This window comes from Vibrio sp. CAU 1672 (assembly GCF_029223195.1).
Taxonomy (GTDB): domain Bacteria; phylum Pseudomonadota; class Gammaproteobacteria; order Enterobacterales; family Vibrionaceae; genus Vibrio.
The window spans coordinates 34,144-47,660 of sequence record NZ_JARHUF010000019.1; the positions used below are offsets into that span (position 1 = coordinate 34,144).

General features: G+C 48.2%; 16 protein-coding genes. 10 read left to right on the forward strand and 6 right to left on the reverse strand.

Annotated elements, in window-relative coordinates:
* Positions 1–69 precede the first annotated feature (69 nt).
* Genes P2G85_RS15865 through P2G85_RS15890 form a run of 6 tightly spaced genes read left to right on the forward strand, consistent with a single transcriptional unit; the run spans position 70 to position 4,677 of the window.
* The gene (locus tag P2G85_RS15865; protein ID WP_275865040.1) at positions 70–819 is read left to right on the forward strand and encodes an energy transducer TonB; all 750 of its coding nucleotides are present in this window, start codon (positions 70–72) and stop codon (positions 817–819) included.
* Positions 819–1,517, forward strand: coding sequence for a MotA/TolQ/ExbB proton channel family protein (locus tag P2G85_RS15870; protein WP_275865041.1), 699 nt, complete (start codon positions 819–821; stop codon positions 1,515–1,517). Before P2G85_RS15865 ends, P2G85_RS15870 begins: the two co-directional genes overlap by 1 nt.
* Positions 1,514–1,927, forward strand: coding sequence for a biopolymer transporter ExbD (locus P2G85_RS15875; protein WP_275865042.1), 414 nt, complete (start codon positions 1,514–1,516; stop codon positions 1,925–1,927). Before P2G85_RS15870 ends, P2G85_RS15875 begins: the two co-directional genes overlap by 4 nt.
* A 25-nt stretch (positions 1,928–1,952) precedes the next feature.
* The gene (locus P2G85_RS15880) at positions 1,953–2,822 is read left to right on the forward strand and encodes a helical backbone metal receptor (protein ID WP_275865043.1); all 870 of its coding nucleotides are present in this window, start codon (positions 1,953–1,955) and stop codon (positions 2,820–2,822) included.
* 35 nt (positions 2,823–2,857) lie between these two features.
* The gene (locus P2G85_RS15885; protein WP_275865044.1) at positions 2,858–3,895 is read left to right on the forward strand and encodes an iron ABC transporter permease; all 1,038 of its coding nucleotides are present in this window, start codon (positions 2,858–2,860) and stop codon (positions 3,893–3,895) included.
* Positions 3,895–4,677: a heme ABC transporter ATP-binding protein gene (locus P2G85_RS15890; RefSeq protein ID WP_275865045.1), complete on the forward strand. Its 783-nt coding sequence runs from the start codon at positions 3,895–3,897 to the stop codon at positions 4,675–4,677. Before P2G85_RS15885 ends, P2G85_RS15890 begins: the two co-directional genes overlap by 1 nt.
* Before the next feature lie 99 nt (positions 4,678–4,776).
* On the opposite strand, the gene P2G85_RS15895 is transcribed toward P2G85_RS15890, so the two are convergent.
* On the reverse strand, positions 4,777–5,238 hold the full coding sequence (locus tag P2G85_RS15895) for a TetR/AcrR family transcriptional regulator (RefSeq protein ID WP_275865046.1): 462 nt from the start codon (positions 5,236–5,238) through the stop codon (positions 4,777–4,779).
* A gap of 498 nt (positions 5,239–5,736) precedes the next feature.
* Between P2G85_RS15895 and P2G85_RS15900 the strand changes: the two genes are divergently transcribed.
* Positions 5,737–6,036, forward strand: a complete 300-nt coding sequence (locus P2G85_RS15900) for a YfcZ/YiiS family protein (protein ID WP_275865047.1) — start codon at positions 5,737–5,739, stop codon at positions 6,034–6,036.
* A 47-nt stretch (positions 6,037–6,083) separates the two neighbouring features.
* On the opposite strand, the gene P2G85_RS15905 is transcribed toward P2G85_RS15900, so the two are convergent.
* Positions 6,084–6,374, reverse strand: coding sequence for a DUF1496 domain-containing protein (locus P2G85_RS15905; protein WP_275865048.1), 291 nt, complete (start codon positions 6,372–6,374; stop codon positions 6,084–6,086).
* Positions 6,375–6,558: 184 nt separating this feature from the next.
* Here P2G85_RS15905 and P2G85_RS15910 point away from each other — a divergent pair, with 184 nt between their 5' ends.
* A complete protein-coding gene (locus P2G85_RS15910) occupies positions 6,559–7,158 on the forward strand; it encodes a hypothetical protein (RefSeq protein ID WP_275865077.1) in 600 nt (199 codons plus the stop codon).
* A gap of 115 nt (positions 7,159–7,273) precedes the next feature.
* On the opposite strand, the gene P2G85_RS15915 is transcribed toward P2G85_RS15910, so the two are convergent.
* Complete coding sequence (locus tag P2G85_RS15915) at positions 7,274–8,380, reverse strand: 1-acyl-sn-glycerol-3-phosphate acyltransferase (RefSeq protein ID WP_275865049.1); 1,107 nt, start codon at positions 8,378–8,380, stop codon at positions 7,274–7,276.
* A 255-nt stretch (positions 8,381–8,635) separates the two neighbouring features.
* Between P2G85_RS15915 and P2G85_RS15920 the strand changes: the two genes are divergently transcribed.
* Positions 8,636–9,244, forward strand: coding sequence for an AraC family transcriptional regulator (locus P2G85_RS15920; protein WP_275865050.1), 609 nt, complete (start codon positions 8,636–8,638; stop codon positions 9,242–9,244).
* A 115-nt stretch (positions 9,245–9,359) separates the two neighbouring features.
* Here P2G85_RS15920 and P2G85_RS15925 read toward each other — a convergent pair whose 3' ends face one another.
* Both P2G85_RS15925 and P2G85_RS15930 read right to left on the reverse strand, forming a co-directional pair.
* Positions 9,360–9,836, reverse strand: a complete 477-nt coding sequence (locus P2G85_RS15925; protein WP_275865051.1) for a hypothetical protein — start codon at positions 9,834–9,836, stop codon at positions 9,360–9,362.
* Positions 9,837–9,844: 8 nt separating this feature from the next.
* Positions 9,845–10,378, reverse strand: coding sequence for a nicotinate-nicotinamide nucleotide adenylyltransferase (locus tag P2G85_RS15930; protein WP_275865052.1), 534 nt, complete (start codon positions 10,376–10,378; stop codon positions 9,845–9,847).
* A 232-nt stretch (positions 10,379–10,610) separates the two neighbouring features.
* On the opposite strand from P2G85_RS15930, the gene nadE reads away from it, so the two are divergent.
* Positions 10,611–11,441 carry an ammonia-dependent NAD(+) synthetase gene (gene nadE / locus P2G85_RS15935; RefSeq protein WP_275865053.1) on the forward strand — a complete coding sequence of 277 codons (831 nt, stop codon included), beginning with the start codon at positions 10,611–10,613 and terminating at the stop codon, positions 11,439–11,441.
* A 129-nt stretch (positions 11,442–11,570) separates the two neighbouring features.
* Here nadE and P2G85_RS15940 read toward each other — a convergent pair whose 3' ends face one another.
* Positions 11,571–13,388: a hybrid-cluster NAD(P)-dependent oxidoreductase gene (locus P2G85_RS15940; protein WP_275865054.1), complete on the reverse strand. Its 1,818-nt coding sequence runs from the start codon at positions 13,386–13,388 to the stop codon at positions 11,571–11,573.
* Positions 13,389–13,517 lie beyond the last annotated feature (129 nt).

Below are 13,517 nucleotides of genomic sequence, written 5' to 3' on the forward strand. Positions count from 1 at the left end.
GATATTATTTCCGTTGCGGGTAATAATCACGCTTACTTCGACATTCATCAGCGACACTGAGATTAACCTGTGAACCTAAAAAGATATGCTATTGCCGGAAGTGCTTCACTCGTGATTCACGCTGCACTTCTTTTTGTTTCCCAAGAAACCAAGGTGTTTGCGATGCCGGCCGGTCATCCCAACAGTACGGTGAGCTTAAATTTGGTAGCAGCACCCAAGCCTGCCCAACCACAGCCAACACCACAGGAAGTGGTCGAACCAAAAGAACCCGGACCAAACAAACAGTCAAAACCTGAAGCAGTGCCGCTAGAAAGATCTGAAGCGAAACCAATCGTTAAAAAGCAAGCGGTTAAAAGTAAGCCCGTTGAGACTAAACCGCAGCCGGTTGCAAAACCGAAAAAGCCACAGCCTCCAAAGCCTGTCGCTAAGAAAGTACCTGAACCAGCAGAAAAGAAACCAGACAACGTAGCCAGAAAACCGGAGCCCGAACAAAAAGTGGCCCCGACAACAGAATCTCAAGGAGTCACCGCCCAAGCGGTTCTGGTGGACAAACCAACCTTTGTTTCTCAGCCAGTACAACCGCGTTACCCACGCTCGGCACAAAAACGCGGCATTGAAGGTGTTGCGGTATATGAGATTTGGTTAGATGCACACGGCAAGCAAATTAAACAAGTACTGATTGAATCATCAGGAGCAGAAATGCTGGATATTTCTGCCCTTCGCGCCATTAAACAATGGCAGTTTTCTCCGCATATTTCCGGCGGGCAACAAGTTGCTCACCGAGTTCAAATCCCAGTTCGTTTTAAGTTGGATGGATAATGGAACAGCTACAACAATTACAAACCCAGTTTGGTCTTATGACCTGGCCCCTGGTCATTTGCTCTGCGCTTACGGTAATGATCATCGCCGAAAGGCTCTTTCAAGTTCTCATTAGCCTTGGAGTAGGTAAAAGAGTTATTCGGCAGAAACTTAGCACACTAGACCCTACCCGGAGCACAGGCATTGAAGCGCTCGCAGATGAACTTTCCGCTCAGCGTCCGCTTTTATGCCGGGGAGTAGCTATGCTGCTGGCCCATCATTCGTTTTCCAAATCACTCCGGGAAGATGCCGCTGGTATCTGGCTGCAGGAAAAACGCCACCAGTTACACTCTGGACTGCGTCTGCTGACTTTGATTGGTGTGATTAGCCCACTCATCGGTTTACTTGGTACGGTGTTGGGCTTAATTGAGATGTTCAAAGGCATCGCATCTTCAACTGGCAACATTACTCCCAATGACTTAGCCGATGGCCTTGGACTCGCGATGCGCACCACCGCCGCGGGTTTGATAATCGCTCTGCCCGCCATTTCAGGAGCTCAGCTTATCGGCCTATGGGCGGACCGCGTTATTGCAAAACATGAGCACACTTTAAATTACGTCAATTTGTGGCTTGAAGGTATTTCAGTTCAGCACGTTTCACCTGACAACCCAAAGGTGGTCGTCACCGTCGCTGACTCAGTCGAGGCCATCCCGTCATGATTAAAGCACCTCAAGAGCATAACAGTCATGGATTAACGCCGGACTTAACTCCCCTGCTAGACATCATTTTTATTGTTATGGTTTTCCTAATGCTGACCGCTGCGGTAAAGCTTGATTCACTGGACGTGGATTTGCCAAGCACGGACTCACAAGCCGTAGCGGAAGTAGATAAACAATCGATCACGGTAAACATTCTTAACGAGGCGCCTTACTGGGCGATCAATGGCAGAACTTATATCGACTGGGAGAACTTCACCCTCGCGTTATTAGAGCAGAGCAGATCCACTGACAAACCAATTGTTATCGGTGCAGAAAAAACCGCTGATATTCAGTATCTCGTCAAGCTATTAGGCTTTCTACAACAAAACGGTATCCAAGCCACACAACTGCTTACCAAAGAACCGCAGTAAAGTACCTACAATTAAGAACGGACCAATGAAAACACCATTATCAACCATTCGCACCGCCTTAACGGCAGCAGTGACTCTGCTTACAAGTGCAACCCTTTATGCCAGTGAGGCCCCGTCACCACAACGAGTGATAAGTGCAGGCAGCGCCGTCACTGAGTTATTGCTTGCTCTCAACGCACAAGAAAATCTGGTTGGCGTTGACGTCACCAGTCAACTTCCGGCAGAGATGCCGTTACCAAAAGTAGGCTACCACCGCCGTCTGTCTGCAGAAGGTCTGCTGGCCCTGAGTCCTGACAAAGTGATTGGCTCAGATGAAATGGGGCCGGACAGCACATTAGAGCAGCTAAAGTCAGCGGGGGTAGAGGTTGAAGTGGTCAATACACAAGCAAATGTAGCGGGACTGCTTCAGCGCATCGATCAAATCGCGGAGATTATGGAGCGTCAAGTTCAGGCAAGCGATTTAAAAAAGAGTGTCACGGCTCAAATTGAAGCACTTAAACAAAACCAGCCAGCCAAATCTGCCAAAAAGAGAGTGTTGTTCCTGCTTATCCATGAAGGACGTCCGGCAAATGTAGCGGGGCTTGATACCACAGCCGATGCGATCATTAAACTGGCAGGAGGGGAAAATCCGGCCGCTGAGCATATTCACTCCTACAAGCCTTTGTCAGCAGAGGCAATGATAAAAATGCAGCCCGACGTCATTTTAGTCAGCGGGCGAAGCTACCAGAAAATGGGCGGCCCCGAGGCGATTCTCAATGCAATGCCTACGCTTGCAGCCACGCCAGCAGGACAACACAAGCGGATCATCACCCTTGATGGCCACGCTCTCGTCGGCGGGCTGGGGCTGAAAAGCCTGGCAGAAGCTCAGCGCCTGAACACGTTACTTTATCCATAATCATGCTATTTCAATGACAAGATGAACGATCAGTTATGTTGCTAAAACGTCTTCCTTTTACTTCAACCATGGTCCTGTTAACCGGGCTGCTTGTGGTCACAATGATCAGTTCCATTACGGTAGGGCCGATGAACATTAGCTTCGGCGATAGCCTGCATAGCCTGTTCAACCCTACCAGAGAACTGGCCCCGCATGTTTCACTCATCATTCATGAGATCCGCTTACCAAGAACGCTCCTGTGCCTGATTGTTGGTGCGATTTTAGCCATTTGCGGTGTGGTCATGCAGGGACTGTTCCGTAACCCCCTTGCCGAACCCGGCATCATTGGGGTATCAGCGGGGTCCGCGTTAGGTGGTGCGCTGGCCATTGTATTGTTTGCAGACGTCAGCCAAAGCTCTCCCCTACTCATGAGCCTGGCCGTACTGCCGCTTTTCGCTTTTCTCGGCGGCGCACTGACGACAATATTTGTTTATGCCCTCGGTACCGGAAAGTTTGGCACTTCGGTCACTATCATGCTCCTTGCTGGTGTGGCCATCAGTGCACTGTCAGGAGCGGTCATCGGCTACCTCAACTTTATTGCCGACGACCAAATGCTGCGTGACCTGAGCTTATGGTCAATGGGCTCACTGGCAGGGGCAAATTGGTCCAGTATTGGCCTCGCCCTGATGACTTTACTCATTTTGCTGGTGTGGTTTCAGAGACGTTCAATGGCACTGAATGCTTTATTGCTTGGTGAAGCTGAAGCCCGTCATCTTGGTATACAGGTACAATCACTTAAACGCCAGTTAATCATTCTCACCGCTGTAGGGGTCGGGATCACCGTCAGTATTTGCGGGGCGATCGGCTTTGTCGGATTAGTCATCCCTCACCTTGGCCGTATGCTTTCAGGGCCAGATCACCGGACACTGTTACCTATCTCGGCCTTTATGGGCGCCCTGCTCCTGACGGCCGCGGATATGCTCGCCCGAACCGTAGTATCGCCGGCGGAGCTACCGGTTGGGATCGTCACCGCACTGATCGGTGCCCCGTTCTTTATTTTTCTGTTATTCAAGCAAAAAGGGAAGCTCCTTTAATGAACTCGGTTGTTTTATCTGCTCGGGATATTTCCATGCGCTATGGCAAACGCACCATTCTGGACCACATCAGTATTGATATTCGCGCCGGAGAAGTCACGGCACTGTTGGGGCCAAATGGGGCCGGAAAAAGCACCCTGCTCAAACTCCTGTGTGGTGAAATCGGCTCTGCTCACCAAATTAGCTATTTTGGCGTAGATAAAGAGCAATGGCACCCCAACTTGTGTGCGCGTCATCTGGGCATGTTGCCACAGCACAGCACGCTGAACTTTCCATTTCTCGCTCAGGAGGTGGTAGAGCTTGGAGCCATTCCTCTGACCATATCAGGCAAAGAAACCCGTGAAGTTGCGCAGCACTACATGGAGCAGACCGGCGTGCTTCACCTCGCACACAGCCTCTACCCGTCGTTATCCGGCGGAGAGAAACAGCGCCTGCATCTGGCACGGGTGTTGACTCAGCTCCATCAGTCCGGTGATAAAAAAATCCTGATGCTTGATGAGCCGACATCGGCACTGGATCTTGCCCACCAGCACAATACCCTGCAAATCGCCCGAGACATCGCCAAAAAACACCATGCTGCGGTTATTGTTGTCCTGCATGATCTTAATCTGGCATCCCAGTATTCCGATCGCATGGTGTTGTTACACGAGGGAAAACTGGTCTGTGATGGCACTCCATCACAAGTGCTGCAGTCGGAACGGATCTTCAGCGTTTACGGTTACCAGGCATTAGTTACCCCTCATCCGACCCTGAAGTTCCCACAGGTTCTCCCCGCCGTTTAGCCAGAACATGTCGCTAATCATCACAAAAAAGCTCATCACAAAAAAAGCCCCATGTTTACATGGGGCTTTTAAATGAATCTGGGCTTGGCCAAGCAGGCCTTATTTACTCATTTTGACCAATGACTTACCAATCAACCATTCGAGTTCTTTACCGCCAGCGGCACCAAACTGGCTCTCGGCGATTTTATACAAGCGCTCAATCCCGTTTGCAGCAAAATCCTGCGAGTTTTCCGAGATAACAATATGATGAAACAGTAAACGTAAGATCGCCAGAAACTCTGAATTATCAAGGGCTTTGATCCAGCTGGCTGAAAACGCCTCCAGATCTTTATCAAACTCCAAATGCTCAATAAACATCTTAAAAATACGCGCATCCAGCGCGGCGGTAAAATCGGTTTTTTTCGGGAAATGATGGCTAATACCGGTACGTGATACACCCGTTTGTTGACTTAATGTCGTGTACGACATTTTGTCGTATCCGAGCCTAAGCAACTGATCTACAACGGCATCCATAATCATCTGGATAGTGATTTCGGTATCTTCTTTACTACGCTTTGGCATATCTTCAGCTCTTCTTTTCGTAAATCCATCTAACTCAAAACTACTTGAAGCCAGAATTAAAGTCATTCTTATCGGGCCATCACTACAGCTCAGTCCCTTCATGATCAAACGACACCGTAACACAGGTGCATTACCATAATTTGTTGCCTCACTCGCAACAGAGTGAGGAACCCGCTCCGCGCCAGCTTACAACCACATATTCATGCAATGTTTGTTTGATCAAGCATCATAGCTACTTGAAGTTATTCAATCGAGAAATAGTCTAATAAAACGATTATCAGTTCAACTCAGCCGGCACAAATCTGATGCCTCCAGACATGGCTTGCAGCCAAATATAGATATAAATCACATTAATATAACCCTGACCAATAATTAAACTTGCCTAACTTTAGTTGAACAAAACGGCATACTGGTACTTTTTGGCCAAAACCATTCATTTTTGTAGATACAGATCAAATACCTGCTAAAATAGCCATATTAATTACAAGAGGATTCGTTATGAGTGTCGAATTGGAACAAAACCCAGTATGTGAGGCCTGTGGCTGTGCAGGTGAGATGGGCTTTATCATAAAAGAAGGCGATGAAGTCTCTGATGTAACGATTTTTGCAAACTCCAAAGCATTATTGGAAGCGGAGCTGGCAAAGTACGTTGAACTGGCGAAATCCGTATGTAAAGGTGTCGAGTACAACGTAAGTGAGTTGACTGAAGACTCGACCCAACTAACGGTACGTTTCAAGTTTGAAGTTAGTGCAGAAAAACTGATTTTCGAATTAAAAACTCGTTCTTTGACGCGTTAATCCGTGTGCCGGAAGAATAACAAAAGCGAGCCGGGGCTCGCTTTTTTTTACTCTGCTCTCTGGACCGGCTCGGGCTGATAAACAACCCATTTCAATGCACCGTTAGTTTCAAAAGTGTTTGCCGCTGTACATTGCAGCAGCACATTCTCGACTTTCAACACAGCGCCAACACTGTAGGCCTTATCGTTATAGTAACAGACTCGCTGGCCGACTTTACCATCAGCGACCACCAGTGCTTTAGCTTCTGGTGTGGTATATGATTTTGCGATAGCGACATTGGTCATTAGGGTCATCAATAACAAACCAGCCACGCTTCTGATCCCAGGTAAAAATTTCATAACGCTCCTTAAAATGCTATGGCAAGCTTATCAGCTATACTGATTACATTCCTGAAAGCGCTTCACTTTCTCACAAAAAGATCGCTTAACCAATTCGATGTTGCTCCCAATCTGCCGGGCAAGATTGGTATACGCTTTAATTTGAGATATTCTGATTCCAGAAATGACTAATCGATACTTTTTTATGCGCAGTTTATTGCTCTGTTTTGCGGCCTTGACGGCCTGTTTCCAATCCTCTGCAATGGAACTGGATTACTATGCCAAACTCAACCATGTCGATAACTACGGCAACTTAGACCTGCACAACAAACCCTACACCAGCCTGCCAGATGGCTTGATCGTTAAAGGTAATCTTAATATTGCCCGCACCAGTATTCCTGCCCTGCCAAATGGACTCGAGATAGGTGGCAGCCTGGATGCCTCGAACAGCGGGCTAAAAACAATCCGCCCAGGAAGCAAAATCCAGGGCTATGCCAATCTGCTTGGCAGTCAGATCGAACGTTGGCCGGCAGGAATCAAACTAGGCGGCTACCTGAACCTGACCGATACACCAGTAAAAAGCTTACCTAACCGCTTAACAGTCAAAGGCGACCTGAGTGTGATCCGCACACCTTTAGAAGCGCTTCCTGAAGGTTTGGTTGTCGAAGGTAACCTATATATTAGCGGCTCAGCGATCCAGACATTGCCCAATACAATGACGGTTAACGGTAACATCGTTCTGGGTGGCAACCGGATTACAAAATGGCCGGAGAATTTGACGTTAGGTGGTGCGGTCGCGCCTTAAGTTTTCGCTGGGATTACCGGCCCCAAGCCGGCGAAGGAGGAACGAGCAGCGAATCTAACAATAACACGCCTGAGATAGATTCGGCTGAATACCCGTCCCTCACAATACTTTAGGCTTATGGTTGATTATTCACCGGATTAGCATAGCTCGCAACCAGGTATTGTTGCGCACCTTCCGGCAACTGTTTGAGTTTATCTGCCAGTTGCTGTTTGACCTCGTCGGTGATAGAAGCATCTTCACGTCCTGCCGCCAGCAAATTAATCGGGAATACCCGGTAATTTTGGTGAATCTGGCGATCGATTTCTTCCGCCAGTTCTTCCGGCGTTGCAAACGCTTGATCAATAACCTCTCCGAAAGCCACATGGACTTTACCCTTGTAGCCAACAATACCCTGGATAATGCTTTCAATATCTTCGAACTCCCCTTTCTGATATTGACCGCTCTCGGCTTTTTCAAACAACTCTTTTGCTTTGGCAATATCACAAGGATCGTTCTGATAGGAGATCGCTACCGGGACAATTTTTAATGAACGGGTGTATTCGCCAAACTCAACCTTCTGCTTACGCCCTTCGACGTGAAACATTTTTAAAATGGCCGGATCGGTAAAATCGTTACCATCTTTGGCCCGGCCCTCTTTTTGCGCGATCCAAATCGAGTTGCCTGTATCTAAAGAGTGCTTGATATAAGAAGAGAGCTGCCCCAGGGCTTTCATCATCTCACGTGGCCCTTTCGCTGAACGTTTGACAATGAAACTCTTATTCAGCCGCATTAGCTCTGTCGTACATGGTTTCTTGAGCAGGTTATCTCCAATCGCAATACGCACCGTACGATGTTGGTTAGCAAACAATCCATAGTTAACCAAGGCCGGATCCATTGCTATATCACGATGGTTTGAAACAAAAAGATAAGAGGTATTCTTGTCTAATTTTTCCAGACCTGAAAAAGTAACACCATCTGTCGTCGACTTTAGTGTCTCATGCAGATACTTTTTGACTTCCAACTGAATGGCTTCCACCGAATCCAATTTGCGCCATTTAGCTTTCAGATAAATGCGAAGGATTGGGCTCATCAAAGTTTTAAACCAACCGGCCTTATTGGCAAAGCGGTGTTCTAAAATCGCACTGATGAACTCATCGTCCTGGATCAGTCGATCCAGTGCAGCTGGAATTTCATCGTCGTTATACGGGCGAATATCAATATAAGGATCTGTGTTTGAAGTCATTGTTCACTACATTCTAAAAAAAGCTGGCACATTCTACGCATTGTTTCGCCGGGCCGCAGCATCCGCGCCCATACTTTTAACATGGTCATACCAGTAATAGTACGCCTCAGCGCGTAGAAATGTGATGTTCACCGTTATTCACGCGCCGTGGTCGACATGCTTAGCCGCTAACAACCGCGTGAAGCCTTTTAGCCAACTTGCATGTTCCCACCACTTAGGTATACCCTTAGCGCCCCAAAAACTCAGGTAAATAGCATGAATCACGCAATTGAATTCCACGACGATAGCTACCCATTCCTTCATATCACCCCACGCAAACCCTCGCTCAAGCATCGTTTGCTGTCTGTGGTGACCGGGCTTGCCATTATTAAGTTGGGGAAGCAAGAGTATGCAATTGAAGCTGGTCAACTATTTTGGATTCCACAAGGCTGCCTGAGTTCCGTCACTTTCTTGCCAAACTCTCGTGTCCACAGTTGTGATTTTTCGCTTCGCCTGCAAAACCACTTTGTCACGCAAGCCGGATACGTTGAGCCTTCTGCTCTACTTAGCGAACTACTGGCAAAATTAGCCACAACCGATACACGTTCCCAGCTCCAGATGGATTTACTGGCCGTCGTCAAACACGAAGTACTGGCACTCAAACCCAAATTAAATGTTTCTGAACTGTCAACTGCAATCAGCCATTGGCACCCCAAGCGGAATACCCGGCTGCCGAAAGAGCTATCACTGGCGCTGACAGTACGTGAAGCCCGAAAGAAAAAACTGTCTGGCGGAAAAAAAGAGGACATCATTAACGAGTTTTTCTCTGGTAGCGAACAAGAATATTGCCAGCTATGCCAGTTAGTGCTGGGGCAAACATTGTAATGACATAATACCAGTCTGGATAAGTACGTGTCAGATAACAACTGCGGCCCGTTCAGCCAAAAAACACAAAGGCGTGCTTGAAGCACGCCTTTATGTTTTTTCATGAGAAATTGGTTCAAAATGGTACTTCTATCTGCATCATCCAGTCAGCATCATACAATTCATGCCAGCGATAATCGAAGCGCATTCTCGGTTCACCGTCGGTTTTATTGCCAAAGCCGACGCTGAACAATAATCCATGGTTTTTCAGCCATTCCTCTGTACTCATGTCGCGCTCTTCTGCACGCAGTTCATCTGGCATCCAAATCCCCAGGCCAAAGTAGTTTTTTTCCAGGTTCTGGGTGATTAACGGGGTGTCTGCACTTTGAATTGCCCACTGCTCCCAATAACTTTTTACCGGACCTTCTGCCTGTGACTTGGCAATCTCCCAGTGAAGAAGCTCGGCATTGGCAATACTATCCAGTACCTCTTCACACACTTCCTGAGTATTGTCGCTAAAAACCACTGAACGGTCGGAGAGATAACTGCAGGCAATACTCGTCTGGACTGCCGCCAGCCATAACAGTGCGCTTAGGATACCCCTTGTGACCATATGACCTCTCAACTACCGCAAGATAGTGCCCTATATAAGCCTTCACTCTGAAGTAAATGACTCACTCCAGGTGTGGTGAAATTGTCTACCGACTCTCCGGCGATAATCGCGTTACGAATATCAGTACTTCTGATCTTTACCCGTTCTGGGCACGCCATTACCGTCCAACGTTTAATGATTTCTTCCGCTTTATAAAACTTAGCAAAGTTAAATAGATTGTCCGGACCAATTACAAAGGTTATATCGGCTGCCGGGTACTTTTCTTGAATTTTTTCCAACAACGCAAACGTGGTCACACTCTGTCCGGGTTGGTACAGAATTTGCTCCATATCCGAACGTTGAACGTTAGAAAGCGCAATATCCTCAATGAAGGCGTCCACCAGTTTGCACCGAGTTGGGTAGTCGAGCATTTCTTTGCCCCAGGCATGTGCAATACTTGGCTCAAGTAGCACAAGATCAAAATGGCTCAGTGATTCAATCACACTTTTGTGGCCTAGGCTTGGCGGGTTAAATGCACTACCAAAAATGGCAATTTTTCTCATGGTCGGCAGCTACCTGATTGAAGAGTGTTTTCTAATTTCATGATTTCGGTATGATACTATGATTAGTTAGTTAATTTTGGCACTAATCGCACTTTTATGAGGTGTAATTGCATGGTTTTTCACCATACAAACCACAAAAGCGTAATTTTTAGTCTTTGTCGGGTTGCCCAAGCATAACCCACGCGCAGACTGACCATAGTGCCAAATATATTTGCAGGCAAAGGAACCCTAAATGGAACAATCCATCCGTGACGAAATGCGCGTGCTACCGTCCATCGATCCACACTTTGAAATTGAGCGCCGCGTTGCATTTATTAAACGTAAGCTTCAGGAAGCAGGCTGTAAATCATTGGTGCTTGGCATCAGTGGTGGGGTCGACTCCACCACGCTTGGACGTCTGGCACAGCTGGCCATCGATGAGTTGAATGAAGAAACAGGCAGTAACGACTACCAGTTTATTGCAGTGCGCCTGCCATATGGTGAGCAGAAAGACGAAGACGAAGCCCAGCTTGCACTGTCGTTCATCAAGCCGACCCATTCTGTTTCAGTGGACATCAAACCCGGTGTTGACGGGCTCCATGCTGCGACAAACACGGCATTGCAAGGCACCGCTCTGCAGCCATCTGATCCTGCGAAGGTGGATTTTGTCAAAGGCAACGTCAAAGCCCGTGCACGCATGGTCGCCCAGTATGAAATTGCCGGCTACGTGGGAGGCCTGGTAATGGGAACCGACCATTCGGCAGAAAACATCACCGGCTTCTACACTAAGTTTGGTGATGGTGCCTGTGATCTCGCACCACTGTTTGGTTTAAACAAACGCCAGGTACGTGAAGTGGCGGCAACGCTAGGCGCGCCAGAGCTATTAGTTAAGAAAGTCCCGACCGCCGATCTGGAGGAGCTGACACCGCAAAAAGCCGACGAAGATGCCCTTAACCTGACTTATGATCAGATTGATGACTTTTTAGAAGGTAAGCCGGTATCCGCTGATGTAGTCGAACGACTGGTGAGAATTTATAAAATCACCCAACATAAACGCCAGCCTATCCCGACCATCTATGACTAACAAGGTATCGCTGACAGACAGGACAAGATGGCTTAACTTCGATTAAAGCCGTTTGCTTCTGGCATCAAGTTTAACCGTACAACCGCTGCAATTATGCAGCGGTTTTTTTTGCACTTGTAGGCAGAATCGCTAGTCAACAATGACAACATCACTCTCAGGCACCGCGCAACACGCCAGAATAGTGCCCATGGCGCGCTCCTCCTTACTGGACGCCGGCACATCCGGATGGTGAACTTGGCCGGACTTCATCGTTACCTTACATGCACCACATAAACCTGCCCGGCAACTGTGAGAAACCCGCAGCCCAGCCTCCTCTAACTGCTCTAGCAAGGTATGTTGATTATTGCCTGTTAACTGATGACCGTTGTAAGAAATACTGAGCTCTTTACGCCGCTCAGAAGCAGGTAAAGCCACGCCAAACGCTTCTTGATGATAATTGGTTTCTGCTACACCCCGCTTAAGCAGCAAGTTTTTGGCCTTTTGCATAAAGCCGTCCGGCCCGCAAACAAAAACCTGGCGCCGCTCGACATCTTTTATCTGCTTGATATGTGACAAGCTAAGACGACCTTTCAACCCAAGCCAGTCACTGGCCGGTTGGGTCAAACAGATTTTAACTTCCAGGCCAGGATGGTGGCGTTTAAGCTCGGCCAGTTCCTCTTTACACGGAATATCCGCTTCGCTGCGGCACTGATGGTAAAACACCACATCCTCCAGCAGATCCTGATCCGCAAGATAACGCAGCATTGATAACATCGGTGTAATACCGCTGCCAGCCGAAAGCAGCAACTGGGGCTGAGTTTGATGTTGTGAGAGGTGAAATTCCCCATCCGGGGTTTCAGCCGTTAATCTATCCCCTACCTGAAAGTCATCCAACAATGCGTTGGACACTCTTCCGCTTGCAATTCTTTTCACTGAAATCGCGTAGCGCCCCGGACGGGAGGGACTGGATGAAAGCGTATAGCGACGCGATAAACTCTCACCGTCCAAGTTCACCTCTACCGGCAGATGTTGTCCCGGCAGATAGTTTGGTAACACGCCCTGACATGGCTCCAGCCAGAAAGTAACAAAATCGCGAGCGATCTCTTCCCGCTCAACACAAGTCAGGATCAGACGCTCAGAAGCATTATCCGGATAGCTTTCCGGTTCTTTGTGCTCAAGGACTTCCACCGTATCGCCGGCCCGGATCATGCCCTCATTGCGTGCCACTAAGTTTTGGCCAAAAAACACACCACCGCTTTTGTTGGCGCGAAACTGAGACAAGGTTTTCAGCGGCTCTTTACTGGTACGAAATGTTCCCTTCTCGGTATCCACTGTGGTCAAAATACAACGCTCACAAGGTTTAACCGACTCAAATTCGACTTCGCCTATGCGGATCCGTTTCCAGCGGTCTTCCTCAAACGGCTGACTACCAGCAACCACCAGGTTGGTTCTGAACTGATCCATCGTGTGATGTTCAGAGCTACGACGGTTCAGCTCCTCAAGCGAGGCCTCGCTGATCACCAGCAGCGGATAGCCATCGGCAAAACTGACATTGTGACCCACCTTTTCCCGGATCCGGTTAAATTGCTCACCGGTAAACAACAACTCGACATGCACTCCCAGGATCTGGCTAAACCAGTCATCCGCCTCGTCATTGGTGGTGTAGGCGGTAAAAGTGTCTTTCCATACCGTCGCCGGCGTTGGCTGCATTTTGAACTTTTGGTAACGCAGCCTAAGCGACGCATAACCGTCACAGCTAAACACAATACCATCGGCAAGCAATGCCGATTTTACCGTCACCAACTGCGGGTACTTTCTCGCCGTCACCATGGCTCCATCTGCGGTCGCCAGCATAAAACGGCGGTCAAAACTGAGGCCCTGTTTTTCTACCCAGGCCGATGAGACGGCAATACCTCCAACGGACTTCACCGGGAATACATTGATTTGTGACAACACAGCGCGCGACATAACCTTCTTCCTTTAAATGTTTCCTCAATATCTGCTTGAAACTGGACACCGTCAAAAAAACGTCGCTCGTTAGCAGATTGGGCTATTGTATAGGTATATGCTTGAAACTTAAAAACCCAATGTACCGGT

Bases quoted from the DNA above. Each gene is read 5' to 3' on its own strand.
- P2G85_RS15900 (WP_275865047.1), top strand. From the start codon at position 5,737: ATGAGTGTCGAATTGGAACAAAACCCAGTATGTGAGGCCTGTGGCTGT.
- P2G85_RS15920 (WP_275865050.1), top strand. From the start codon at position 8,636: ATGAATCACGCAATTGAATTCCACGACGATAGCTACCCATTCCTTCAT.
- P2G85_RS15940 (WP_275865054.1), bottom strand. From the start codon at position 13,388: ATGTCGCGCGCTGTGTTGTCACAAATCAATGTATTCCCGGTGAAGTCC.
- P2G85_RS15875 (WP_275865042.1), top strand. From the start codon at position 1,514: ATGATTAAAGCACCTCAAGAGCATAACAGTCATGGATTAACGCCGGAC.
- P2G85_RS15925 (WP_275865051.1), bottom strand. From the start codon at position 9,836: ATGGTCACAAGGGGTATCCTAAGCGCACTGTTATGGCTGGCGGCAGTC.
- P2G85_RS15885 (WP_275865044.1), top strand. From the start codon at position 2,858: ATGTTGCTAAAACGTCTTCCTTTTACTTCAACCATGGTCCTGTTAACC.
- P2G85_RS15880 (WP_275865043.1), top strand. From the start codon at position 1,953: ATGAAAACACCATTATCAACCATTCGCACCGCCTTAACGGCAGCAGTG.
- P2G85_RS15895 (WP_275865046.1), bottom strand. From the start codon at position 5,238: ATGCCAAAGCGTAGTAAAGAAGATACCGAAATCACTATCCAGATGATT.
- P2G85_RS15930 (WP_275865052.1), bottom strand. From the start codon at position 10,378: ATGAGAAAAATTGCCATTTTTGGTAGTGCATTTAACCCGCCAAGCCTA.
- nadE (WP_275865053.1), top strand. From the start codon at position 10,611: ATGGAACAATCCATCCGTGACGAAATGCGCGTGCTACCGTCCATCGAT.
- P2G85_RS15870 (WP_275865041.1), top strand. From the start codon at position 819: ATGGAACAGCTACAACAATTACAAACCCAGTTTGGTCTTATGACCTGG.
- P2G85_RS15910 (WP_275865077.1), top strand. From the start codon at position 6,559: ATGCGCAGTTTATTGCTCTGTTTTGCGGCCTTGACGGCCTGTTTCCAA.
- P2G85_RS15905 (WP_275865048.1), bottom strand. From the start codon at position 6,374: ATGAAATTTTTACCTGGGATCAGAAGCGTGGCTGGTTTGTTATTGATG.
- P2G85_RS15915 (WP_275865049.1), bottom strand. From the start codon at position 8,380: ATGACTTCAAACACAGATCCTTATATTGATATTCGCCCGTATAACGAC.
- P2G85_RS15890 (WP_275865045.1), top strand. From the start codon at position 3,895: ATGAACTCGGTTGTTTTATCTGCTCGGGATATTTCCATGCGCTATGGC.